The sequence below is a fragment of the Roseovarius sp. genome, assembly GCF_965277045.1.
Classification (GTDB): domain Bacteria; phylum Pseudomonadota; class Alphaproteobacteria; order Rhodobacterales; family Rhodobacteraceae; genus Roseovarius.
In genome coordinates this window covers 158,029-182,873 of the sequence record NZ_OZ255712.1, presented here as the reverse complement: position 1 = coordinate 182,873, position 24,845 = coordinate 158,029, and the positions used below count along the sequence as shown (strand labels likewise).

The following is a 24,845-nucleotide window of genomic DNA, read 5'->3' as shown; positions in this document are numbered from 1 at the left end:
TCCTTTGCTGTTCAGTCGTGCATTGCGTGAAGGCGGGGCCGGTCTGCCAGAGCGGTATTCAGCAGCGCTGCCCACTGATCGGCCACGTGGGACAGCCGAAACTCGGTCCGTGCGGTGGCAAGGGGGCGCCGCCCGACGGCGCTGCGCCAGTCGGCGATCCGGGCGGCGACCGCGTCGGGGTCGCCGCTGTCGATGCATTGTCCGGGGTCCGAGGCCACCTCGTCATTTGCGCCAAGGCCGCGCTGCAGAAGCGCCGGGCAACCGACGGCATTGGCCTCTGCAATGACCAGTCCGAAGGTCTCGGCAAATTGGTCCTGCGGACAGAACAGGCACAGCGACCGGCGCATCCATCTGATCAGCTTGGGCTTTTCGAGCCTTCCGAGCGGGATGACCCCGGCCGGGGCCGGACCGGTCGGCCAGGCAAGGTAGCCGGGATCGGCCACCACGAGGCGCATCGACGGGACGCGTTGCTTCAGTGTCTCGAACCGGCGGAACACCTGACCAAGCCCCTTGTGGGGCGAGGAGGCGAACAGCATCAGGTCGCGGTCGCGGGGCGTGTCGTCGGGGACAAGATCGTCGTCGATCGGGTTGTGTATATGGCCGATGGACGGCGCACCTGTCCCGAGGAATTGGCGCAGCCATTCGGCATGGGCGGCCGAGACGCATATCACCTCCACTCCGGATGCGCGCAAGGCCGGGGCCAGCGCCCGGTTGTGACGGCCGGGAAAGACATGCTGCCAGACGATGACCCGCGCGTCGGGATGCATGCGCGCCATCTTGGGCGCAATCTTCCACGAGTTGACCACAACGATCAAGCGCGGCGCTTCGGGCAAAGGGCGCCCGATGTCGAACCGGCCATACCGAACGCCGCCGGACAGGGCGTCTGGCCCCTGCCGCGCGGACTGGCGGACGGTGATGCGGAACCGGGGGGCCAGGCTTTGTGCGATGCGCACCACTGTCGCCTCGGTGCCGCCAAGCCCGCTCAATTGCCCACGTGACCCGCTGTAGGCGCGCGGCGCGAGCGTGTCGACAAAGGTGATGCCGCCGCTCATGCCACCCGGTCCCGAAGCACCGTCATCCGGGCGAGCGATTGGCGGTCGCAGAGATCCGGCTTGGTGCAGGACCGCATCCTTACGCCGGACAGGTCGATGGGAACCGGATCGACCTCGCGCGTTGCGAACCAGCGGCCCACCGCATCCCAGACGCGCTGACGATCCGCAATGCGCCGCGGGCTGTCGTAATCCGTCGCACCCGCCTGGGTCAATCCGTCCGGTGACTCGATCTTGGTCAACAGGATCTCGGGAATGACCCAGAGCACCTCGCCCGCCATGATCAGCCGGTTGCGGAATTCCCGGTCCTCCTCGATACAGTCCAGGAAGCCGCCCAGCCGGTCAAACACCGACCGGTGGAACAGGCCGGAATTCACATGCGTCCAGTCCCCCGGCACCCCGGCGGCCATCTGCAGGTTCGGAAAGAAATCATCGACGAGGCTGAGGCTGCGGCGGATCTCGACCCGCTCGCCATCCGGCAGGATGAGTTCATGATGGGTCAGTACGCCCCCCACCTGGATGGGCGTTTCAGGCTCTCGGCCCGACAGGTGCCAGTTGAGCGAAGGATGCGCACCGATGGTTTCGTTCCCGAGCACGCGCGCCTGCCGCATGACCTTGTCGCGGTGTGGCAGGTCATCGGAATCGTGAAAGGTGATGGCGTCTGTCGTGCTGAGTGCAATGCCCACGTTCTTCGCCTGCGCGGTGCCGACGTTGCCGGCGAGGCTGACGCCGACGAAACGGGGGTGGTCAGCGTATCGCGTGAGGATCGCCTCGGTCCCGTCGTGCGATCCGTCGTCAACGACCATCACCGTGGTCTGGGGATGCGACTGCCCCAGCGCCGCCTCGATGGCCTGCGGCAGCATGTGGGCGCGATTGTGGGTCGGGATGATGATCGTGACGCTGGGTGTCATCCGGGTCTCTCCTCAGGCAGGGCAAAGGGCGGTGCGGTACGCCACCAGACGGCGACGTGTGGCGAGCGCCAGCGGATAGGGCAGCGCCACAAGCACCGCCCCAAGGATGGCCGCGGACGGCAGTTGCGGGACGGCCAGCAGGGCAACCGCGCAGAAGACAAGGGTCGGCAGCATTGGGCCGACGGCATCGGTGGCCTGCGTCACGTCCTTCGCAGTGCGCCGGAAACTGCCTGACCGGCCCATGAGGGCATCCATCGTTCCCAGTGCCGACGGCAGGATCATCGCGATCCGGGACGCCAGCGCGGCAAGACACACCCACAAAGGCGGGCGCGCGCGCGCGACCATGCCGATGATCATGGGCAGGCAGACCGACAGGTAGACCAGTGCCAGTCCGATCCCTGACAGGCTCACCAGAAGGCGGCTCGCGTCAGGCTGGTGGCCGAGGGCAAGCGCGACCCCGCCGCCGATCAGCCCCGCGGCGAAGGGCAGCGCAAGGTTCGCCCAGGCGGTAAGCTGCGCGAATATCTTCAGCGCCGTGCGCACCGGCAAGCCGCCCAGACCGCCGCGGGCCGTGTCCATGTTGCCAGCTGCCCAGCGGTATCGCTGCAAGCTGAGACCGCCCAGGTCGAGAGGCAGCAAGCCGCGTCCGACGATCCGGTCCACGAACCGCCCGCGATAACCCATGCGGTGCAGGCGCAAGCCAAGTTCCGCATCCTCGGTGATGGTCCGGCCGCTCCAGCCCCCGACGGCTTCGAATGCCTCCCGGCTGATCACGCTAAGCGTCCCGGTCAGCAGCATCGCCCCCGCCACGTCCGCATGCCGTGCGTGACGCAGGAAGTAATCCGCCAGTTCGAGCGACAGGCCTTGCGCAGCACCTTCATCGCCCCGATAGGCCTGCGGGAACTGGATGAAGACGTCACCGCCGCGCTGCAGTTCCTCGACCGCGATGGCAAGGAAATCGGGCGTAACCTCGTAATCTGCATCGACGATGACGACATGCGTGGCTGCGGGGTCTGTCCGCGCAAGCGCGATATTGAGCGCGCCCGCCTTGGCGCCTGTGACGCCCTCTTCATGGTAGAAGCGGAATACGGGGCCAAGTTCCTCGCACAGCGTCTCGATCGGGCGCCAGAGCGCCGGATCGGCGGTATTGTTGTCGAGCACGATGACCTCGAACTCCGGCGCCCCAACCTGTGACGCGAAGGCGCGCAATGTGCGCGCGACAATGGCGGGAGGTTCGTCATGGGTCGCCAGATGTACGGAGAAGTGCAGCCGTCGCGGCGTCACCAAACCCGACGCCGTATCGGTCCGTCGGCACTTACGGCCAAGCCCGGCATGGAGGTTGAGCGCGCCGAGGATGGCCTGGACAAGCACGGCCAACGCAACCAGTGGAATAGCCAGTGTCGGCAGCAATATGGCAAGCGCCATCAGTCCGAGAAAGGCGCTTCGCCCGTCGGGTCGTGACATGGTTTGGTTCCTTCTGAGGCGGGCCGCCAACGGGGGCAGCGCTGTGATAAAAAGCAGCGGACGCGACCCAAGGTTCCCGCAACATTTGTTATCCCGCGCAGGTCTGCTTGCGCTTTGCCGGCGTGGGCAGAGCTATTCTTGCCTTCCTCACCCCATCCGATTTTCGGTGCTGTGAGAGGCCGGCAGAGGTTTCCTCGGAGCGATGATCACAACGTCGACAAGGCCCTGAAACCGTGCGCCGGGTCGGTTTCTGTGAGCTGCACCTGGGTTTGTAAACGCTTCGCCGCCTAACCTTGAGGCGAGGAGACCGACATGGGTCCAAGCAATTACAGCGAAGAGTTCAAGCGGGATGGGGGATCATCAGAAAGGTGCACGTCGTGCGCGGTCGTCGCTGCCTTACGATGACCCAGGAGTGCACCAACCAAGGGAAGCGACATTCCAACGCGCGCGCCCACTCGTCCAAAAGGGTGACGCAGATCATGGAAGCGGACAACGTCAAGAGAAGCCGCCCCACGTATGACGGCCGACTGTCCCAGCCGTGCGAGTTCAGCCTGGGCGAGATAGCGCTTTCGTTTTTACTCCTTGAGACCTTTTGAATCCTTCACAGGGTGATCGCTGCGTGCGATCCACTCTCGTTCGTCCGGTACGAAATTGAAAACCTTGGAGAACATGGCGAGAAGACGATTTGCCCCACAGGGCGTATTCTTCAATCCTGCGTGGAAATCGCGTCAACTCGGTATCCCGAACAGCATAAATGCTGCCATTCGGCTCCAACTTATCGATTATCGCCTTCGTCAGCTTTGTCCGGTTTGGCATTTCAGCTTTCACATAGCTTTCATTTCGCGGGAAGTTGAAACTGCAAACACCACGGGTCGAGAGACTTCCAGTCAGCAGGTTCGGGGGTCGGGTCCTCGCGGGATCGCCAGAAGGTCCAACGCAGTTCGCCGGAACGAAAAAAGGGGCGTTGCCGCCCCTTTCTGACTTCTTACGAACGGCGTCGTCAGGCCAGGCCGTGCTGCGACATCGGCAGGCTGCGCACCCGTTCGCCCGTCGCCTTGTAAACCGCATTGGCCACGGCAGGGCCGATGGGCGGGGTGCCGGGTTCACCGATACCCGTGGGCGCCTCGGTCGAGGGCACGATATGCACCTCCACCTCTGGCATGTCCGAGATCCGCAGCGGCGTGTAGTCGGGGAAGTTGAATTGGTCCACCTCGCCATCGGTCAGGGTGACCTGCTCTCGCAGGATCGACGACAGACCGTACCCCAAGGCGCCCTCAACCTGCGCTACGATGTTGTCGGGGTTGATGGGAACGCCGCAATCCACGCCGCAAGTCACTTTCACGACCTTTATCGTGCCGTCTTCACGCAGTCGCACATCGGCCACTTCGGCCACGTAGCTGCCAAAGCTCTTGTGCACGGCGATCCCACGATGCGTGCCTTCCGGCCCGGACTCTCCGGCCTTTTCGACCGCGAGTTTCAGCGCTTCTGCCAGCCGCGCGTCCTCACCCAGGTAAGACAGGCGAAACTCGACCGGGTCTCGCCCGGCGGCCTCGGCCAGTTCGTCCATCATGGTTTCCATGACATAGGCGGTGTGCGTATGCCCGACCGAGCGCCACCACAGGACAGGCACGCCGACATCCGGGTGATGCACGTCGACCGATAGGTCGGGAATCGCATAGGGCGTGGGGTGAATACCCTCGATCGTGGTGTCGTCGACGCCTTCCTTGACCATGTATTGCTCGAACGGCGTGCCCTTGGCGATGCTCTGGCTCACGATGCGATGCTCCCAGCCCGAGATGTTGCCGTCGGCATCGAGGCCAGCACGCACCCGGTGCATCGTCATAGGGCGATAGTAGCCGCCCTTGATGTCATCCTCGCGGGTGTAGACCAGCTTGATGGGCCGCGCGTCATGCCCGGCGTCCAGCCAGGCTTTGCCGATGGTGGCAGCCTCGGCGACCAGGTGTGCGTCCCCCGTGGCACGACGCCCGAAGGACCCGCCGCCCCACTTGGTGTGCACCTGCACCTGCCCCATTTCCAGCCCGAGGACCGAGGCTGCGGTGCCGTGATCCACGGTCTGCAATTGCGAGCCGCCCCAGAACTGGGCGGAACTGCCGTCGAAGAGCACGGTCATGTCCAGCGGCTCCATCGGCGCATGGGCCAGATATGGAAAAACGTAATCCGCCTCGATGACTTTCTCGGCCTGCTCCAGCTTGGCGGCGGCGTCGCCCTTTGGCTCTGCCGGATTTCCGGGCTTGTCCAGAAGCGCGCGGAACTCTTCCATCAGGGCGTCCGTCCCCCGGGTCTCGCCCGAACCTTCGGCCCATTCCAGCGCCAGCGCGTCCCGCGCCTGCATTGCTTTCCACGTGGTCTCCGCCACCACGACGACGCCTTGCGGGATTTCCAGCACGTCATGCACGCCATCCATCGCTTTAGCGTCGGCCGCGTCCATCGAGGCCAGGGTTGCGCCGAACCGCGGCGGGCGCGCCGTGACGGCAACCAGCCCGCCCTCGGGCTGCTGGTCGATACCAAACATGCCGACACTGCCTTGCGTCTTTTGCGGCACGTCCACGCGGGCAAAGGACTTGCCGATATAGACCCAGTCCTCGGGCGCCTTCAGCGCAACGTCCTCGGGCGGTTGCTGGCTGGCCGCGAGGCTCGCCAGTTCGCCGAAAGTGGCACTGTTTTCCCCGGCCGACAGCTTGCCGTCGGAAACACCGATCTCGGAGGCGTCGACGCCCCATTCGCTTGCAGCCGCATTGACCAGCATCGCCCGGACCGTTGCGCCGGCCTTGCGGTACTGCTCCCAAGAGTTGGGCATGGCGGTGGACCCGCCCGTGCCCTGCACGCCAAACGCGGTGTTGGCGTAAACCTCGGGGTTGGACGGCGCGAAATCCGTCGTGATCTGGTCCATCGAGGCATCCAGTTCATCGGCCACCAGCGTGGCAAGACCCGAGGCCGTGCCCTGCCCCATGTCGAGGTGCTTGCTGAGCACCAGCACGGTGTTGTCGGGCATGACATGAACGAAGGGCGTGACCAGCATGTCGCCCTCTGCACCGGACTGGGCCAGACCGCGCACCGGCACGGCGGCCCCCAGCAGAAGGCCACCTGCGGCACCGGCGGACAGGGTCAGGAATCCGCGCCGCGTCGTGGTCAGCGCGCGTGTGGCGGGTATCAGGTCGCGTTTGTCGATCAGTCTCATCTTACGCCTCCATGATTTCTGCGGCCCGGTGAATGGCCTTGCGGATACGGGCATAGGACGCGCAGCGGCACAGGTTGCCATCCATCGCCGTGTCGATGTCTTCGTCGGTGGGCTTGGGCGTTTCGGCCAAGAGCGCGGAAGCCGACATGATCTGCCCCGATTGGCAGTAGCCGCATTGCGGCACCTGAAGTTCGACCCATGCTTCCTGGATCGCCTTCGCAGCCTCGCTTTCCACGCCTTCGATCGTGGTGACCGTCGCGCCCTCAAGGTCGCCCAGGTAAGTCTGGCAGGACCGCGTCGGAACGCCGTCGACATGCACCGTGCACGCCCCGCAGGAGGCGACACCGCATCCGTACTTGGTGCCCGTCATGTTCAGTTCGTCGCGCAGCGCCCAAAGCAGGGGCATATCCGGGCTTGCGTCGATCTGGGTTTCTTTTCCGTTGAGCGTAAATGTCGTCATGTCTGGCTCCTATCCCTGTTGGCAGTCGCTGGAACGTCAAACGGGCGCGAGGACCGCGCCTTGTTGTCACAATCTACGAGTTAGAGCGGATCTTCAAAAGTCGATACGAGCGCATCGCCCCGCACAGACCTGCGTTCAATTTCGCACAGCGCCCGGGGCGAGTCAGCGCGTGAAACGGTCCGGCGCGAAGGGGGCAACGTCGATATTCGGGCGCGCGCCCGAGATCATCTGCGCCAACAGTCGGCCGGTCTTGGGCCCGGCGGTCAGCCCCACGTGATCGTGGCCGAAGCCCGTATAGGCCCCGGCAACACCCGGCACTGCCCCGATCAGCGGAAGCGAGTCCGAGACCGCCGGGCGATGGCCCATCCAACGCGTGGATTCGCGCCATGTCAGACCCGGCAGCGCCGCTTTCAGGTGACTCATGAACATGCGGTAGGGCGCCTCGGGCGGCGGCGCGTCAAACCCGCCATAGCCGACCATTCCGGCCAGCCGGATCCTGCCATCCATCGGTGTGAGCACGAACTTGCCCGCCGAGAACATCAGGGGCGACCGCGGCATCTGCGACGGCTCCCAAAGCTCGATGTGGAAGCCACTTTCGGGATGCAAGGGAACTGCGATGCCTAGCGACTCGGTCAGGGGTTTCGACCATGCGCCGGTCGTGACAACCGCCGTGTCGACCGCCAGCGTTTCGCCTGTAAGTCGCACCCCGGTGACTTCCCCATTGGCGCGGACGATCGCTTTGACCTCATCGCGGATCAGCCGAACTCCAAGGCGTTCGGCGGCCTTTGCCAGTGCCTTGACGTACGCACCCGGATCCGAAATGCGCCCATGGTTCGCGATACGGGCGGCACATCCGATCGCGTCCCCGTAAATCGGGTCGTAAGCACGCAAGGCATCGAGATCCATCACCGAAAATTCGAACCCCTGCGCCGTGCGGATATCCCAGGTGAACCTATCCGCATCGAATGCCTTTCGGGTCGCGTAACCATAGAGATAGTCGCAGGGCACGACGTATTTTTCGGCTTCGGTTCCCGCCGCAAGAGCCTGGTGATCGGCCAGGCTGTCACCGATCAGGGGCAGGATCGCGTCCGCCCGGGTCTTGGCCGCATCCGCCGTCGCGTGGCGCAGGTATTTCATCAGCCAGGGCACAAGAGCGGGCAAGTGCCGCCACCTGATATAAAGCGGTTCGCGCGGATCCAGTGCCATGCGCGGCGCCTTGCGCAAGAGCCCGGGGCCGGGCACAGGCAGTGTGCCCGCGGACGCCAGAAGTCCCGCGTTTCCGAAACTCGTCGCCTCGCCCGGGCCGGCCTTGTCGATCAGGGTGACGGTATGCCCTTCGCGCGCAAGCCAAAGCGCGGTGGACACCCCCACGATGCCGGCGCCGATCACCGCAACATTGCATGTCTTGCCTGTCATCAGCGCAGCTTTAGCGGCGCCTTCTACGCTGTCAATGGGATCGCAGCATTCGGGGCGTGGTGCCATACTGTCGCCGGATGGCACGGGTCATGGAGGACGGCGAGTCGTACCCGCAGCGGATGGCGATTTCGGCAATGCCGAGCGTGCTGTCCTCGATCAGTTTGCGCGCGGCGGCCAGGCGCAGATGTCGATAGACCTTGCCAGGAGACGTCCCCAGCCGCGCGCGGAACCGGCGGTCGAGTGTCCGGGGCTGGCAGGACAAACGCACCGCAAGCTGTTCCAGGGAAAGCGGTTTCTCCACCGTGTCGCGCATCACCTGCAAGCCGCGGCGCACCAGCGGGTCGACCACCTGCGTGGTCCTCTCCCGCCCCACCGGCGGCTCGCCGTGCAGAAAGAGCGCCTCAACATCCAGCCGGACCGCCATGCCGGCATGCTGCGCGATCAAATCCAGGGTCAGGTCGAGCGCAGACATGGCCCCCGCACAGGTAATCACGTTTCCGTCCCGCAGCACGCGCGCCTGCTCGGCATCCACGGTGAGGAACCGTTCGGTGAAGGCGTCCAGAAGGTCCCAGTGCACCGTTGCCCGGCGTCCATCCAACAGCCCTGCCGACGCCAGCAGCCACGGGCCTGCGTCCAATCCCACGACGACGTCGGCGTGGTGAACGGCGTCCCGCAACCGCCTGCGGGTGCGCGGGCTATCATGCGCCTCGTGACCGTAGCTGGCCACAACGAACAGGTAATCGACCTTCGGCATCGCGGTCACCGAGGCGCGGGCGATCATCTCGATGTCGCTGGAGGACCGCGACGGCCCACCATCAAGGCTGAGTACCGTCCAGTCGAAGATCGGCTTCGGGCCGACCGTATTGGCGGCGCGCAGAGGCTCGATGCAATTGGCCAGGCACAGGTTGGAGAACCTGTCGAACAGCAGAAACCCGATCCGGGTTGGCTGAAGTGCTGATTTTGTCCATTCTGGCATGATTTTTGTCAATTACCGCAAACTCAGTGGCAGAGCCAGCGCGATATGATCTCGTTAACGAAAAGGGAGACCACCATGCCACTTGCCATGAACCGAGAGGTTTTCATCACCTGTGCCGTGACCGGATCGGGTGGAACGCAGGACAAGAGCCCGCACGTGCCGCGAAGCCCGCAACAGATCGCCGAGAGCGCCATAGCGGCGGCGAAAGCGGGTGCGGCGGTGGTGCATTGCCATGTGCGGGATCCCGAGACCGGGGTACCGTCGCGCGATGTGAAGATGTTCCGCGAAGTGACCGAACGCATCCGGGACGCGGAGGTCGACGTGGTGCTGAACCTCACCGCGGGGATGGGCGGGGACATGGTGTTCGGCGATGTCGAAAATCCGCTGCCGCTGAAAGAGGACGCGACCGACATGATCGGTGCCACCGAGCGGGTGGCGCATGTGGCCGAATGCCGCCCGGAAATCTGCACGCTGGATTGCGGCACGATGAACTTTGCCGAGGCCGATTACGTCATGACCAACACGCCCGGCATGCTGACGGCGATGGGCCGGATGATGACCGAGCTGGGCGTGAAGCCCGAGATCGAGGCCTTCGACACGGGCCATTTGTGGTATGCAAAACAACTTGTTCGCGATGGCGTCCTGGACAGCCCCGCGCTGGTGCAGCTGTGCATGGGCGTGCCGTGGGGCGCGCCGGACGACCTGAATACCTTCATGGCGATGGTCAACAATGTGCCTCAGGACTGGACCTTCAGCGCCTTCGGGCTGGGGCGGAACCAGATGCCCTATGTCGCGGCCTCGGTTCTGGCGGGGGGCAACGTGCGCGTCGGGCTGGAAGACAACCTGATGCTGGACAAGGGTGTGCTGGCCACCAACGAGCAGCTTGTCGCGCGGGCGAAAGAGATCATCGAGCGGCTGGGGGCCCGCGTGATCGGACCGGAAGACGTGCGCAAGAAACTGGGGCTGACGAAGCGGGCGCCGGTCTGAAAATGGCTGTCGGTATCGCGTCGGTATTTGGGTGGCATCGCGTCGGTGCCATTTGCGCCTGTCGGACGACCCGGCCATGAGCCGCCGCGTGGTCATCACCGCCGGCGCGTCCGGGATCGGCAAGCGGCTGGCCGAGCGGTTCTTGACTGAGGGCGACCGCGTGGCGATCTGTGACGCCGACCCGGTGGCAGTCGCCGCGATGGCCGACGCGAATCCGTCGCTTATCGCGCAGCAGGCCGATGTCACCGACGAGGCCGAGATGGACGCCTTTCTGGGCCAGGTCGAAGGTGAATGGGGCGGGGCCGACGTGGTCTGTGCCAATGCCGGGACCGGCGGACAGGCGGGGCTGATCGAAGACCTCGACTATGCCGCGTGGCAGCAGTGCGTCGCGGTCAACCTGCACGGGTCGTTCCTGACCTGCCGCTGGGCCGCGCGGGTGATGCGGGCGCAGGGGTCCGGGCTGATCGTTCTGACGACCTCGACGGCGGGGCAATGGGGGTATCCCTATCGCTCGCCCTATTCTTCGGCCAAGTGGGCGCTGGTGGGCCTGACCAAGACCCTCGCGATGGAGCTTGGCCCGGCGGGCGTGCGGGTGAACGCCATCGCCCCCGGAGCCGTGGAAGGCGACCGGATGGACCGTGTCGTGGCGATGGAGTCAGCCGCCAGCGGCAAGACCGAGGACGAGGTGCGCGCGCAATACGTCAAGGGCGTCAGCCTGCGCAGCTGGGTCACGGCGGACGATCTGGCCGACATGGTGCTGTTTCTCGCCTCGCCGGGCGCGTCCAAGATCTCTGGGCAGGTGATGGCGGTGGACGGCCACACGGAAACGCTGGTGCCATGACCATGCGCCCTATTCGGCCCGCACGACCCGGCACAGGAAGCAGTTGTTCGACGCGCTGCGGATGTCGACGAACGCGACCTTCGGGTTCTCCAGCAAGCGCGCCGCGTAGGTTCGGATCTGCGGCGTCGCGGTCACCTGACCCGTGCCCGGGCATATGCGCTCGTCAGATGTGTAGCCCCGGACGATATAGGTCGGCGCCGTCAGCATCGGCGGCAATGTGTCTGCCAGTGAGGCCGCTTCGCAGTCATTTGCACATAGAAAGATCGGCCCGGTTTCCGTATAGGGGTTCAATCCCTGGAACGGGCGCCATGCCAGAACGAGATAGCGCTTCCCGTCCGGGACGGTTCGCAGGCAATGGCGGCATGGGGTTCCCGTGCCGTCGGACACCAGCGCCTCGATGGGCTGGTCGTGGATATCGCGCAGGTTTCCGCGCAGGTGCCGCACCTGATCGGTCGGCAGAGGTTGAAACTGTATGCTCATCATGTGTCTCCTTTACCCGGGACAGTCTTGCCGCGTCCGGCGGGCGAGGCGATCCGGATATTGCGGAAAGGAGAATGCGATGCTGAAACACGTGATCGGAGCAGGCATAGGCTTGCTGATGCTGGCGGGCTGCGGCGGCGGACCCATGGCGCCCGACGGATCCTTCCGCGACACGGGTCAGCCGCTGTCGGTCACGACGCGCGGCAACGGGATGCAGGACATGGGCGGGCCGTGGTTCGTGCGCGGGTATTTCCCGGGCGACGGCGGGCTGGCGATGGTGACCCTGCTGCCAGACCTGCGCGGCCAGGAGGCGGTGGAGTTCCGCACCGAGGCGTGCCTGTTGTCCGGCGATTGCGAAAGCGACACCGGGATCTGGCAGGCCAGGCCGCTGGGACAGAACCGCTGGCAGCTGACCCGCGACGGCGAAGCGCCGCGGCAGATGTGGGTCGTGTGGGTGGACGACGATTTCCGCACGGCGGCGATCGGAACGCCGGACGGCAGCTATGGCTGGATCCTCGACCGCCGCCCCGAAGGCGGGGCGGACCGCCTGCGGGCGGCGGCGGAGATCCTGGATTTCAATGGCTATGACACCTCGCAAATCAGGATGAGATGACGAAGGGAACGACGATGACGAAACGGGCGGCAATCATTGGTGGCGGCGTGATCGGCGGCGGCTGGGCCGCGCGGTTCCTGCTGAACGGCTGGGACGTGCGGGTGTTCGACCCCGACCCGGAGGCCGAGCGCAAGGTCGGCGAGGTGCTGACCAATGCGCGGGGTGCGTTGCCGATGCTTTATGATTGCGCCCTGCCCGCCGAAGGCAAGCTGAGCTTTCACGGCTCGATCGCCGAGGCGGTCGAGGGCGCGGACTGGATCCAGGAAAGCGTGAGCGAGCGGCTGGACCTGAAACACAAGGTCTTTGCCGAAATCCAGGCCACAGCACAGGGCGTGCCAATCGGGTCGTCGACCAGCGGGTTCAAGCCGTCCGAGTTGCAGGAAGGTGCCGCCGATGCGTCGACGATCATGGTCACACATCCGTTCAACCCGGTCTACCTGCTGCCCCTGATCGAGGTGGTGCCGTCCGAGGCGACATCGCCCGACATGGTCGAGGCGGCCAAGGCGACGCTGACCGAGGTGGGCCTTTACCCCCTGCATGTGCGCAAGGAGATCGACGCGCATATCGCGGACCGCTTCCTCGAAGCCGTCTGGCGCGAGGCGCTGTGGCTGGTCAAGGACGGCATCGCCACCACCGAGGAGATCGACAACGCCATCCGCTATGGGTTCGGCCTGCGTTGGGGGCAGATGGGCCTGTTCGAGACCTACCGCGTGGCCGGCGGCGAGGCCGGTATGCGGCATTTCATGGCGCAGTTCGGCCCGGCGCTGAGCTGGCCCTGGACCAAGCTGATGGATGTGCCGGAGTTCACGCCGGAGCTGGTGGACCTGATCGCGGACCAGTCCGACGCGCAGTCGGGGCACCTTTCGATCCGCGAGCTGGAGCGCAAGCGCGACCGCAACCTGATCGCGATGATGCGGGCGCTGAAACAGCAGGGGAACGCGACCGGCCGGCTTGTTGCCGAGCATCAGCGGGCGCTTCTGAAGGTCCCTGCGGAGGCTTCGCCGATGATCACGCAGGACCGGATGGTGCCGGTCGACTGGACCGACATGAACGGGCATATGAACGAGGGCCGCTACGGCCAGGTCTTCAGCGATGCCGCCGAGGGGGTGATGGCTTTTGTGGGCGCGGACGAGACCTATGTGTCCGAGCGGCAGTTGAGCTATTTCACGGTGGAGACGACCATCAAGTACCTGGCCGAAACGCGGGCCGGGGAAGAGATCATCGTCGAGAGCCGGGTGACCGAGGGCGGCGGCAAGAAGCTGCGCTGTCTTCACGAGATGAGGCGCAAGAGCGACGGCGCGGTGATGGCCAGCTGCGACCAGCTGATGCTGCATGTGAGCCTGGAGACCCGGCGCACCTGCGAGCCGCCCGAGGACGTGGCGGAAAAGGTGGCGGCGCTCGTCGCCCTGCACGCGGAGGAGTGAGACCATGCATTTCGGATTGACGGACGAGCAGGAGATGATCGTCTCGACGGTGCGCAGCTTCGTCGAGAAAGAGATCTATCCCCACGAGGAGCTGGTCGAGCGCACCGGCGAGGTGGCGCCCGAGGTGGCGCAGGAGATCAAGCGCAAGTGCATGGACCTGGGCTTTTACGCCTGCAACTTTCCCGAGGAGGTGGGCGGCGCGGGCCTTGGCCACGTCGACTTCGCGCTGGTCGAGCGGGAACTGGGGCGCGGGTCAATGGCGCTGACGCATTTCTTCGGGCGTCCGCAGAACATCCTGATGGCCTGCGAGGGCGAGCAGCGCGAGCGGTACCTCATGCCCGCCGTGCGGGGCGAACGGATGGACGCGCTGGCGATGACCGAGCCCGATGCCGGATCGGACGTGCGGGGCATGAAGTGTTTCGCCAGACGTGACGGGGGCGACTGGGTGGTGAACGGCACCAAGCATTTCATCTCGGGCGCGGATCATGCCGATTTCATTATCGTCTTCATCGCCACGGGCGAGGACGACACGCCGAAAGGGCCGAAGAAGCGCATCACCGCCTTTCTTGTCGATCGCGGCACCAAGGGATTTACCATCCGCGACGGCTACAAGTCGGTCAGCCACCGGGGTTACAAGAACATGGTGCTGGAATTCGACGATTGCCGCCTGCCCGATGCGCAGGTGCTGGGCGAGGTCGATGGCGGGTTCGCGGTTATGAACGAATGGCTCTACGCCACGCGGATCACCGTGGCGACGATGAGCGTGGGGCGCGCGTGCCGTGCCTTTGATTACGCCTTGAATTACGCCGCCGAGCGCAAACAGTTCGGCCAGCAGATCGGCAAGTTCCAGGGCGTGAGCTTTCAGATCGCCGACATGGTCACCGAGATCGACGCCGCCGACTGGCTGACGCTGGCCGCGGCATGGCGCCTGGACCAGGGCTTGCCGGCGAACCGCGAGATCGCGTCGGCCAAGCTCTATGCCAGCGAGATGCTGGCGCGCGTGACCGACGCCACCTTGCAGATCTTCGGCGGCATGGGCCTGATGGACGACTTCCCTGTCGAGCGGTTCTGGCGCGACGCACGTGTCGAACGGATCTGGGACGGAACCTCGGAGATCCAGCGCCACATCATCAGCCGCGAGCTCTTGCGGCCGCTGGGAGCATAAGAGACGAATGCCTTCGGCGAGGATATTTGTGGCCATAGGAAAAGGGGGGAGCCTGGAAAGCTCCCCCCGGGAAAAGGCGCGGCCTCTTCCCCTGGCGCGGTCATCGGCGTCCCCGCCTGTACCGCATGGCAAGCATTGCAGGTCGTGGTTAACAAACCGTTTCTTCCTCTGGCCGGAAATATCCCCGCCGGAGGCAAGAAACTCTTTGGCGCAAGGATCCGCCCCATGCGCGACCTGAGCCGCCTCATTCAGCCGAAATCGATTGCGGTGATCGGCGGCGGGGCCTGGTGCACCAGTGTCGTCGAGCAGTGCCGGAAGATGGCGTTTTCTGGCCCGGTCTGGCCGGTCCATCCGACAAAGGCGGAAATCGCGGGACTGCCCGCCTGCGCCCGGCTGGAAGATTTGCCCGCGCCGCCAGATGCCGTCTTCATCGGGGTGAACCGGCACGCCACGGTGGATGTCGTCCGCCAGCTGCGCGAGATGGGCGCGGGCGGTGCTGTCTGTTTCGCAAGTGGCTTCAGCGAGGCGCAGGCCGAAACCGGCGACGGGGCCGACCTTCAGGCGGCCTTGCTGGCGGCCGCGGGCGAGATGCCCATCCTGGGCCCCAACTGCTATGGTTTCATCAACTACCTGGACGGCGCGCTCTTGTGGCCCGACCAGCATGGCGGCGCGCGGATCGGAAGCGGCGTGGCGGTGCTGACGCAGAGTTCCAACATGGCGATCAACATCTCGATGCAGTCGCGCGGCCTGCCGCTGGCCTATGTGACCACCGCCGGGAACCAGGCGCAGACCGGGTTGGCGGAGCTGGGCCACACGCTGTTGCAGGACCCCCGGGTGACCGTGCTGGCACTGCACATCGAAGGTATCGGCGACGTGCCCGCTTTCGAGCGGCTGGTGCAAACGGCCCGGGACCTGGGCAAGCCCGTGGTCGCCCTGAAGGCCGGCAAGTCGGCGCGGGCGCAGGCGGCGGCGGTCTCTCATACGGCCTCGCTTGCCGGCAGCGACGCCGGGGCGCGCGCGCTTTTGCGGCGGCTGGGCGTCGCTCAGGTGGACAGCCTGCCCGCCTTGCTGGAGACGGCGAAGCTGTTGCACTATGCGGGCCCGTTGCCCGGCGCGTCGCTGGCCTCCCTGTCCTGTTCGGGCGGCGAGGCGAGCCTGATGGCCGACAGCGCCGAGGGCCGGGAGGTGCAATTTCCCGACCTGACCCAGGCGCAGCGCGACCGCCTGCGCGAGACGTTGGGGCCGATGGTCGCGCTGGCCAATCCGCTGGATTACCACACCTTCATCTGGAACGACGCCGAGCGCATGGCGCAGGTCTTTGCCGTCATGCAGGAGGGCGCGGCAGACCTGACCTGCGTGATCATCGACTTTCCCCGCACGGATCGGTGCGACCCCGCCGCCTGGGATTGCGTGTTCGAGGCCGGGGCGGCGGCGGTGACCGAGACCGGCAGACCGCTGGTTCTGGTCTCGACCCTGCCCGAGCTTCTGCCCGAGGCGATGGCGGCGCGGGCCACGGCGGGCGGCATGATCCCGATGCAGGGGCTGGACGACTTTCTGACTGCGATGGAGGCGGCGGCCTTCATCGGCAATCACAGCCCGCTGCCAGCGCCCGTGTTGCAGGGAGACCAGCCCGAAAGCGCAAGGTTGCTGTCAGAGGCCGAGGCCAAGCACGCGCTGGCCGCCGCCGGCCTGGACGTGCCCCGGGCGATTGTCGCGGATACAGTGGAAGACGCTGTGGCGGCGGCGAAGGAGATCGGCTTTCCTGTGGTGTTGAAAGGTACGGGCATCGCACACAAGACCGAGGCCGGACTGGTGGCGCTTGGTCTGCGGGACGCGCTGGAAGTCGAGGAAGCGGCCAAGGGCATGGCCTGCGACGGCTTTCTGTTGGAGGAGATGATCGGCGGCGGCGTGGCCGAGCTTTTGCTGGGGGTCGTGCGGGACCCGGCGCATGGGTTCGTGCTGACGCTGGGGGCTGGCGGGACGCTGACGGAAATCCTGCAGGACACGGTATCGCTGATCTTGCCAGTCACCGAGGGCGACGTGCTCGCTGCGCTCGACAGCTTGCGCATTGCCCCCGCGCTGGCAGGGTATCGCGGCAAGCTCGGCACGGACCGCGCCGCCATTGCACGCGCCGTTCTGGCGGTGCAGGACTATGTCGGCGCCGAACGCGACCGGCTGGAGGAGATCGAGATCAACCCGCTGATCTGCACGCCCGAAAGGGCCGTGGCGGCGGATGCACTGATCCGGAAAGGAGACTGACATGACGGAGAGCCCCGTAAAGACCCAGACACGCGGCCATGTGCTGGAAGTGACGCTGGACCGGCCCAAGGCCAACGCGATCGACCTGGCGACCAGCCGGATCATGGGCGACGTATTCAAGGACTTCCGCGACGATCCGGAGCTGCGCGTGGCGCTGATCACCGGCGCGGGCGACAAGTTCTTCTGCCCCGGCTGGGACCTGAAGGCCGCCGCCGGGGGCGATGCGGTGGATGACAACTATGGCGTCGGCGGCTTTGGGGGCCTGCAGGAAATGCGGGCGATGAACAAGCCGATCATCGCCGCCGTGAACGGGATCTGTTGCGGTGGCGGCCTGGAATGGGCGCTGAGCGCGGACATCATCCTGGCCGCCGATCATGCGCAGTTCGCCTTGCCCGAGATCCGGTCGGGGACGGTGGCCGATGCGGCCAGCGTGAAGCTGCCCAAGCGCATCCCCTATCATATCGCGATGGAGATGCTGCTGACCGGACGCTGGATCAATGCCGAGGAAGCAGCGCGGTGGGGGTTGATCAACCAGATCCATCCCGGCGACCAACTGATGGCCAAGGCACGGGAGATGGCGGACCTGCTGGCCAGTGGGCCGCCGCTGGTCTATGCGGCAATCAAGGAGATCGTGCGCGAGGCCGAGGCGATGACGTTCCAGGACGCGATGAACCGGATCACGCGGCGGCAATTCGAGAGCGTCGATGTGCTGTATGACTCCGAGGATCAGCTGGAAGGCGCCAAGGCTTTTGCCGAAAAGCGCGACCCGGTCTGGAAAGGGCGCTGAGGGCGGTCGACGGCGGCTGAAAATTCGGAGAATTTTCTGGCCACATTCTTCTGCGAAGAATGTTCTGGCGCGCGGGTGGTCGGACCGCGCGCCAGTTCGTGTCAGTTGGTGATGATCTCGGGTCCCATGAAGGTCGTGGGCAGGTAGGTCGATATCCAGGGGATATACGTCACCATGATCAGGAAGACGAAGAGCACGGCGAGGAACGGCAGGGCCGCGCGCACGACGCTCATCATCGGCATACCCGCCACGCCAGAGGTGACAAAGAGGTTCAGACCGACGGGCGGCGTGATCATCCCGATCTCCATGTTCACCACCATGATGATGCCAAGGTGGATGGGGTCGATGCCAAGCTCGATGGCGATGGGGAACACGAGCGGCGCCACGATGACCAGGAGGCCCGACGGCTCCATGAACTGGCCGCCGATCAGCAGGATCACGTTGACCATCACCAGGAACATCACCGGGCCGAGGCCCGCGGCCAGCATGCTTTCGGCGATGGCCTGGGGGATCTGTTCGTCGGTCAGCACGTGCTTCAGCAGAAGCGCGTTGGCGATGATGAACATCAGCGTGATCGTCAGCTTCGCGCCCTCGAAGACGGTGTTCACCGTGTCGCGGTGCCAGAAGGCTGTCACCAGCGCCCAGGGCTTTTGCAGCAGGGTCGCGGGGCGCGGAGCCTCGGCGGCGTTGACGCTGCGCTCGCCCATGGTGCCGGTATACGTCTCCTCTTCGGAGGGCGCCGCAAGGGGGCCCATGTCGCGGTAGATGAAACAGGCCACGAAGAAGGCGTAGACGGCGGCGACGGCGGCGGCCTCGGTCGGGGTGAAGGCGCCGGGCTGCCAATAGATCAGGCTGCCCTCGCCGGTCAGGTTGACCCACGGGTGGCCGTAGATGCCGCCCATGATGATGCCGATCAGCAGAAGGCCCCAGAAAGCGTCGCGGAAGCTGTCGAGGATTTCGCCCCAGCCTTTCCACTCGCCTGCGGGCATGTTGCGGATGCGGGCCATGATGTAGATCGTGACCATCAGCATCGTGCCGGCGAGGAGGCCGGGGATGACGCCTGCGAGGAACATCCGGCCCACGGACACGTCGGTGGCCGAGGCGTAGACGACCATCACGATGGAGGGCGGGATGAGGATGCCGAGCGTGCCGGCGTTGCAGATGACGCCCGCGGCGAAGTCCTTGGTGTAGCCCACCTGCCGCATGGCGGCGATCACGATTGTGCCGATGGCGACCACGGTGGCGGGCGAGGAGCCCGAAAGTGCGGCGAAAATCATGCAGGCCAGAACGCCCGCTATGGCGAGGCCGCCCTTGAGGTGGCCGACGCAGGCGATGGAGAAGCGGATGATCCGTTTCGCCACGCCGCCCGTGGACATGAAGCTGGAGGCGAGGATGAAGAACGGGATGGCCAGCAGCGTGTAATGTTCGGCCATCGCGTCATAGAGCGACTTGGCCACCGCGCCGATGGAGGTGTTCGAGAACATCAGCTGGAACACGATCGAGGAGAACCCGAGCGAGACCGCGATCGGCACACCGATCAGCAGCAGGCCGACGATCATGATGAAGAGAAATGCGACTTCCATGGTCCTAGCCCCTGTTCACGGCTTCGCCGCGGGCGAGCTTGTCGGCGGCGGTTTCCACCGCGTCCTCGGCCTCGTGGCTGGTGATGATGCGTTGGCGGGTGCCGCGGATGACGCCCAGGGTCGCCTGAACCACGCGGAAGAGCAGAAGTGCGGCGCCGACGGGCAGGATCAGGTAGGGAACGACGCGCGGGAGGTAATCGTATTCCTCGACCACGCGGGTATCGCCGTCCATGTACCAGTTGAAGGTATTTTCCAGGAACTCCTTGCCGAATGGGATCGGCACGGGGCGCACCACGGCGTACCCCTGGGCGCGGGCCTCTTCAAACCCTGTTGGAAACCAGCGGCCCGAGGTCGGATTGAGGTTCGAGAACGGCGCCCAGAAATCGTAGGCGCCCTTGAGCAGAAGAAAGGCATAGGCCACGCAGACGAGACAGGCGATGATCGCCATGACCCGCTTGAGACCGCCACCGACCATGTTGACGATGGCGTCCACGCCCAGGTGGGCCGTGACCTTGAACCCGTAGGAAATGCCGAAGAGAACCAGCCAGGCGAAGAGGATTTCCACCACCTCCTGCCCCCAGAGCAGGCTTTCGGAGAAACCGTAGCGCAACACGACGTTGGCAAAAGTGATCAGGGTCATCGCGCCCAGGATCAGGGCGATGAAGATTTCCTCGGCGCGGTGAACGACGCGTCCGACCGGGCCCGATGGTGTGTATCCGCTCACGCTCATGGCGTTTCCCTCCGGATCATGTGGGGTAAGGCCGGTGCAGGGTCCGGCGACACGGGTGGTGCCGCCGGTATCCGGCGCTGCGGGCGCGGTCGGGCCTCAGGGAAGCCTCAGGCGCGCGCCCGCCTTGCCTTGCGTCAGCTGCCGCTGTTGTGGGACTGGGCCGCGTCGATGTTGTCCTGGCCCACATCCTCGACGAACTGGTCCCAGACCGGGCGCATCGCATCGACCCAGGCCTGACGCTGGTCGGCCGACAGTTCGCGCACCTCGCCGCCAGCGTCGATGATCGCCTGGCGGTTTTCCTGGTTCACGCTGTAGCTTTCGGCGTTCCGGGTCTCGGTCACTTCACCCACGATGGTCATGAACTGCTCACGCACATCGGGTTCCAGCGAGTCGAGCCAATCGCTCGAGGTCACCAGCAGGTAGTCGATGATGCCGTGGTTGGTCTCGGTGATGCCGTCCTGTACCTCGAAGAACTTCTGGCCGTAGATGTTGGACCAGGTGTTCTCCTGGCCGTCGACCACGCCGGTCTGCAGCGCGCCGTAAACCTCGGAGAAGGCCATCGGCTGCGGCGAGGCGCCGAGCGCTTCCATCTGCGCGACGAGCACGTCGGAGGTCTGCACGCGGAACTTCAGGCCCTTGGCGTCTTCCGGCGTTTCCAGCGGCACGTTGGCCGAAAACTGCTTCATGCCATTGTGCCAGAAGCCCAGGCCTTGCAGGCCGCGGCGCTGCATGGAATCGAGCATGCCCTGGCCTGCCTCGGAGGCCTGGAAGCTGTCAACGGCGTCGATGTTCTTGAACATGAAGGGCAGGTCGAAAATGCGGAAGACCTTGGTGAAGTTCTCGAATTTCGACAGCGACGGTGCGGCCAGCTGGACGTCGCCCTGCAGCATCGCCTCGAGCACCTGGTCATCGTTGTAGAGCGTGGAGTTGGGGAACACCTCCATGCACATCTTGCCGTCCATTTCCTCGTTGATGCGCTCTTGCAGCAGCGAGGCGGCGATGCCCTTGGGGTGCTTGTCGGTGTTGGTGACGTGGCTGAATTTGACGACGATTTCACCATCGTCACAGGCGGCGCTCACGGCGCCGGCAGACACGGTCAGTGCGAGTGCCGCAGTTGCGGCAGACAGGAATTTCATGGTCTCTCCTCCCAAATTCGAGACTGGTTTCGATACCGTCACGGTATTGCGGGGCAAAGAATGGCGAATGGGGGAAATGCCTCAAGATGATTCGGGAAAAGATCGGGCGAATCGGGGGATTCTGAATATTATCAACATGTTGAATGTTCCGAATCGATAAGGTCACGGATGTCGATGAGATGGCTGTGCGGATTCCCGCACGCGCGTGATGCCTGCTGTGCGGATTTCCGCACACTCCGGGCCCGCGACCGGCAGGCTGACGCCAGTGGCCTTCCTCCCGCGAGGCCCGGGCATGGCTTTCACGATGAATCCGGCGCAGGTTGTCGGGGCCTTTGCGCTCAGCCCTCGCCGCGGCGGTAATCCTCGGGCTTGATCCCGTAGCGGGCCAGCTTGTCATAGAACGTCTTGCGCGGCAGCTTCAGGGCCTTTGCGGCTTCGGAGGCGCGTCCGTTCTGGCGCCCCAGCGCCGCGATCAGCAGCGAACGCTCGACCTGCGCCATCTGCTCGGACAGGCCCAGGTCGGCCGCGCGGGTGACCTCGTCGGGCATGCCGAGGACGAAACGCATGGCGGCACTCATGAGCGAGCGTGCATTGCCGGGCCAGTCCTGCGCCATCAGGCGGGCCAGGTGATCGGGGGCGATATCGGGCGCGGCGATGCCGGATTGCTCGGCGGCCTGGGCCACGTAGTGGCGGAACAGCACCGGGATATCCTCGGGCCGCTCGGAAAGGGCCGGGATGCGCACGGGCGCCACGTCGAGCCGGTAGTAAAGCTCCGGGTAGAACCGCCCGTCCTGGGCGGTCCTGGCGAGATCGGTGGTGGTTCCGGCGATCAGCCGCGCCTCGGCCCCGTCCTCGAGCCGATCGAGAAGCGCGTGCTGCGATTGCGGCGGCAGGGCGGTAATCTCCTCGATGAAGAGACTGCCACCCCGGGCGGAGGCCAGCGCCTCGTCGAGCGCGTCGACATCCAGCGCCGCCGCGGGCTGCTTGACATAGGGCCCCCGCCCCGCCGGCGTCATAAGGTGCAGCACCTCGGCCACCTTCGAGATGCCGGCGCCGGGCGGGCCGCTGACCAGAACGTCGGTGCCCATGGCCGCGACGCGGCGCACGCGTTCGCGCAGGTCCTCGGCCAGTTTCGATGTCCCGAAAAGCATCCGCGCCGCCGCATCGCCGGTTTCCAGCTGGCGCTTGAGCCGCCGGTTTTCCAGCACCAGGGCCCGGGTCTGCAGGGCGCGGGTCAGCACGGGCAGCAGGGCGTCGGGCGTGCAGGGCTTTTCCAAGAAATCGAACGCCCCCTTGCCCATCGCGCGGACCGCCATGGGAATGTCGCCTTCGCCGGTCAGCAGGATGACGGGCAGGTCAGCATCGGTCTTGCGGGTATGTTCCAGCAGGTAGAAGCCATCCCGGCCCGGCATCCGGATATCCGACAGGATGACGCCGGGAAAGTCCGGCGTGATGTGGTCCTTGGCCTCGATGAAGGACCCGGCGACGCGCGGCGCAAGGTCATGCAGTTCCAGCGTCTGGGCCAGCGCCTCGCGCACGGCGGCGTCGTCGTCGACGATCAGGACATCGGTGCTCATGCTGCCGCCTCTTCCTGCCAGGGATCCAGTTCGATGCGAAAGATCGCGCCGCCATCGGGCGCGTTGCTGCCGCTGATACGCCCGCCGAAACTTTCGACCAGGCCGTAGGAGATCGAGAGGCCAAGGCCAAGGCCATCCTCGCCGCCGACTTCCTTGGTGGTGTAGAACGGCTCGAATATCTTGGCGGGGTCCGAAATGCCGGGGCCGGTGTCGCGCACGGTCACCGTCGGGCGGGCACCGGGGACGAGAGAGATCTCGATGCGCTTGCGGGCCTGTCCCGCCATGGCATCGACGGCATTGTTGATCAGGTTCACGAAGACCTGGCCGAGGCGGACCTCACCGGCGCGGACGTGCACGGAGATGGCCGGACGCCGCCAGTCGAGCGACACGTTTTCCTGCGCGAGCCTTTGTTCGGTCAGTTCCACCGCGGTGTCGATCACCGCGCCAAGATCGACCTTGCCCGCGGGTTCCGCCTCGTTCCGGGCGAAGGCGCGCAGGTTCTTGATGATCCGCGCGGCCCGCGCCGCGAGGTCCGCTATGCGGGTCATGTTGGCCCGCGCCGGCCGCGTCTTGCCCGCGTCGAGGAAGGCCGCGCCATTGTCGGCGAATTGCTGGATCGCCATCAGCGGCTGGTTCAGTTCGTGGCTGATCCCCGCGGACATCTGGCCCAGGGCATTCAGCTTGCCGGCCTGCACAAGCTCTTCCTGGGCACGGGTCAGGGCCGCCTCGGCCTCCTTGCGCTCGGCCACTTCTCGGCGCAGCGCGGCGTTGGCCTGCGACAGTTCCGCGGTGCGGTCGGCGACACGGGTTTCAAGCTGGGCGTTGGCGATGCTCAGGGTCCGGCGCCGTTCGGCCAGGAGCAGCAGCACGGTGCCGAAGGCGAGGCAGATGGCGGCGAACACCGCCGCCTGCAGGTTTGCAACCCGCGCGGCGGCGGCGACGTCCATCAGCGCGTGGCCCGTCATGCCGATCACCGGCTTCGGGCTGGCCAGGTGCAGGGCGCGCTCGGGCAGGTAGGCCCCCTGGGACAGGTCCCAGATATCGGCGAACCGGCGCTCCGGTGCGCCGACGGGTGCGTCGCTATCGGGCGAGACCAGCCCGACCGAGCCGGGCGACAGGCGCCATCCGATGATCTCGGCACGGTTGGACAGGAACACTCGCCCGTCATTGTCGGTGAAGAACACAACCGGCTGCCCCCCGATCCAGCCCCACTCGATTTCGGAGATGTCGACCACGACGATGAGGCTGCCGCGGATCGCGCCCGCGCCGGAAAAGGACGGGGCGGCATAGGCGTAGACGCGGCGCCCCTCGGGGCCGAGCCGGCCGAAGAACGAGCCCAGGGCCCCCTGCATGGCGCGGCGGAAATAGGCGCTGCCCTGGGGGTTCAGCGTAACAGCGCCGGCCTGCGCCAGGACGGCGCCGGCCGCGTCGGTGAAGATCAGGCCGGCGGCGCCGCTTTTGTCCACGGCCGCCTGCAGAAGTCGGGTCGCCTCGGGCAGGTCGCGCCCGGCGCCGGTCAGCGCGGCCAGGGTCGGATGATCGGACATCAGGACCGCAAGTTCGCGGTAGCGCCGCATCTCGCCGGTAAAGCGGTCGGCGGCGAGCGCGAGGTCGGCGCGCCCCTGTTTGGCCAGCTGCGTCAGCCCCTGGGAATAGCCATAGCGCCAGACCCCGCCGGCCGCCGCAGCGACGGCAAGCAGGAACAGGACGATGACCAGCCAACGGGCGCGAAGGAGCGACAACATGGCAAGGTGATAGCAAGCCGGCGGCCCGATTGGCCAGACAAAG

21 protein-coding genes are annotated in these 24,845 nt (G+C 65.8%); 7 read left to right on the top strand and 14 right to left on the bottom strand.

The genetic code is table 11. From position 1 onward, the window contains the following. Positions 1-11: 11 nt before the first annotated feature. The 8 genes from ACQY4V_RS00960 to ACQY4V_RS00925 form a co-directional block, all read right to left on the bottom strand. Positions 12-1,052: a glycosyltransferase family 4 protein gene (locus tag ACQY4V_RS00960; RefSeq protein WP_428515085.1), complete on the bottom strand. Its 1,041-nt coding sequence runs from the start codon at positions 1,050-1,052 to the stop codon at positions 12-14. Further along, positions 1,049-1,960 carry a glycosyltransferase family 2 protein gene (locus tag ACQY4V_RS00955; protein WP_428515084.1) on the bottom strand — a complete coding sequence of 304 codons (912 nt, stop codon included), beginning with the start codon at positions 1,958-1,960 and terminating at the stop codon, positions 1,049-1,051. Before ACQY4V_RS00955 ends, ACQY4V_RS00960 begins: the two co-directional genes overlap by 4 nt. 12 nt (positions 1,961-1,972) lie before the next feature. Beyond that, the gene (locus ACQY4V_RS00950; protein WP_428515083.1) at positions 1,973-3,424 is read right to left on the bottom strand and encodes a glycosyltransferase family 2 protein; all 1,452 of its coding nucleotides are present in this window, start codon (positions 3,422-3,424) and stop codon (positions 1,973-1,975) included. Between the two features lie 326 nt (positions 3,425-3,750). After that, positions 3,751-3,942, bottom strand: coding sequence for a hypothetical protein (locus tag ACQY4V_RS00945; RefSeq protein ID WP_428517322.1), 192 nt, complete (start codon positions 3,940-3,942; stop codon positions 3,751-3,753). 482 nt (positions 3,943-4,424) lie between these two features. Beyond that, the gene (locus ACQY4V_RS00940) at positions 4,425-6,623 is read right to left on the bottom strand and encodes a molybdopterin cofactor-binding domain-containing protein (RefSeq protein ID WP_428515082.1); all 2,199 of its coding nucleotides are present in this window, start codon (positions 6,621-6,623) and stop codon (positions 4,425-4,427) included. 1 nt (position 6,624) lies between these two features. Next, positions 6,625-7,083: a (2Fe-2S)-binding protein gene (locus tag ACQY4V_RS00935; protein WP_222449177.1), complete on the bottom strand. Its 459-nt coding sequence runs from the start codon at positions 7,081-7,083 to the stop codon at positions 6,625-6,627. Positions 7,084-7,245: 162 nt separating this feature from the next. Further along, complete coding sequence (locus tag ACQY4V_RS00930; RefSeq protein ID WP_428515081.1) at positions 7,246-8,499, bottom strand: NAD(P)/FAD-dependent oxidoreductase; 1,254 nt, start codon at positions 8,497-8,499, stop codon at positions 7,246-7,248. 31 nt (positions 8,500-8,530) lie between these two features. Next, positions 8,531-9,475, bottom strand: coding sequence for a GlxA family transcriptional regulator (locus ACQY4V_RS00925; protein ID WP_428515080.1), 945 nt, complete (start codon positions 9,473-9,475; stop codon positions 8,531-8,533). Positions 9,476-9,550: 75 nt separating this feature from the next. Between ACQY4V_RS00925 and ACQY4V_RS00920 the strand changes: the two genes are divergently transcribed. Both ACQY4V_RS00920 and ACQY4V_RS00915 read left to right on the top strand, forming a co-directional pair. Next, positions 9,551-10,462 (top strand): 3-keto-5-aminohexanoate cleavage protein, encoded by a 912-nt coding sequence (locus ACQY4V_RS00920; RefSeq protein ID WP_428515079.1) that lies wholly within the window; start codon positions 9,551-9,553, stop codon positions 10,460-10,462. Positions 10,463-10,538: 76 nt separating this feature from the next. Next, positions 10,539-11,303 (top strand): SDR family oxidoreductase, encoded by a 765-nt coding sequence (locus ACQY4V_RS00915; RefSeq protein ID WP_428515078.1) that lies wholly within the window; start codon positions 10,539-10,541, stop codon positions 11,301-11,303. 9 nt (positions 11,304-11,312) lie between these two features. On the opposite strand, the gene ACQY4V_RS00910 is transcribed toward ACQY4V_RS00915, so the two are convergent. Then, entirely contained in the window at positions 11,313-11,783 is a 471-nt protein-coding gene (locus ACQY4V_RS00910) for a DUF1203 domain-containing protein (RefSeq protein ID WP_428515077.1), read from the bottom strand. A 79-nt stretch (positions 11,784-11,862) separates the two neighbouring features. Here ACQY4V_RS00910 and ACQY4V_RS00905 point away from each other — a divergent pair, with 79 nt between their 5' ends. The 5 genes from ACQY4V_RS00905 (at position 11,863) to ACQY4V_RS00885 (ending at position 18,031) form a co-directional block, all read left to right on the top strand. Then, a complete protein-coding gene (locus ACQY4V_RS00905) occupies positions 11,863-12,396 on the top strand; it encodes a lipocalin family protein (RefSeq protein ID WP_428515076.1) in 534 nt (177 codons plus the stop codon). A gap of 14 nt (positions 12,397-12,410) precedes the next feature. Continuing rightward, positions 12,411-13,820, top strand: a complete 1,410-nt coding sequence (locus tag ACQY4V_RS00900) for a carnitine 3-dehydrogenase (protein ID WP_428517321.1) — start codon at positions 12,411-12,413, stop codon at positions 13,818-13,820. Positions 13,821-13,824: 4 nt separating this feature from the next. Next, a complete protein-coding gene (locus ACQY4V_RS00895; RefSeq protein ID WP_428515075.1) occupies positions 13,825-14,985 on the top strand; it encodes an acyl-CoA dehydrogenase family protein in 1,161 nt (386 codons plus the stop codon). A 225-nt stretch (positions 14,986-15,210) separates the two neighbouring features. After that, positions 15,211-17,244, top strand: a complete 2,034-nt coding sequence (locus tag ACQY4V_RS00890; protein ID WP_428515074.1) for an acetate--CoA ligase family protein — start codon at positions 15,211-15,213, stop codon at positions 17,242-17,244. 1 nt (position 17,245) lies between these two features. Next, positions 17,246-18,031, top strand: coding sequence for a carnitinyl-CoA dehydratase (locus ACQY4V_RS00885; RefSeq protein WP_428515073.1), 786 nt, complete (start codon positions 17,246-17,248; stop codon positions 18,029-18,031). Positions 18,032-18,132: 101 nt separating this feature from the next. On the opposite strand, the gene ACQY4V_RS00880 is transcribed toward ACQY4V_RS00885, so the two are convergent. The 5 genes from ACQY4V_RS00880 to ACQY4V_RS00860 form a co-directional block, all read right to left on the bottom strand. Further along, positions 18,133-19,614, bottom strand: coding sequence for a TRAP transporter large permease (locus ACQY4V_RS00880; protein WP_428515072.1), 1,482 nt, complete (start codon positions 19,612-19,614; stop codon positions 18,133-18,135). A 4-nt stretch (positions 19,615-19,618) separates the two neighbouring features. Continuing rightward, on the bottom strand, positions 19,619-20,344 hold the full coding sequence (locus ACQY4V_RS00875) for a TRAP transporter small permease (RefSeq protein ID WP_428515071.1): 726 nt from the start codon (positions 20,342-20,344) through the stop codon (positions 19,619-19,621). 134 nt (positions 20,345-20,478) lie between these two features. Then, complete coding sequence (locus ACQY4V_RS00870; protein ID WP_428515070.1) at positions 20,479-21,480, bottom strand: DctP family TRAP transporter solute-binding subunit; 1,002 nt, start codon at positions 21,478-21,480, stop codon at positions 20,479-20,481. Between the two features lie 338 nt (positions 21,481-21,818). Further along, on the bottom strand, positions 21,819-23,057 hold the full coding sequence (locus ACQY4V_RS00865) for a sigma-54-dependent transcriptional regulator (RefSeq protein ID WP_428515069.1): 1,239 nt from the start codon (positions 23,055-23,057) through the stop codon (positions 21,819-21,821). Beyond that, on the bottom strand, positions 23,054-24,802 hold the full coding sequence (locus tag ACQY4V_RS00860; protein ID WP_428515068.1) for a sensor histidine kinase: 1,749 nt from the start codon (positions 24,800-24,802) through the stop codon (positions 23,054-23,056). The genes ACQY4V_RS00865 and ACQY4V_RS00860 overlap by 4 nt, the downstream gene beginning before the upstream one ends. Positions 24,803-24,845: the final 43 nt, after the last annotated feature.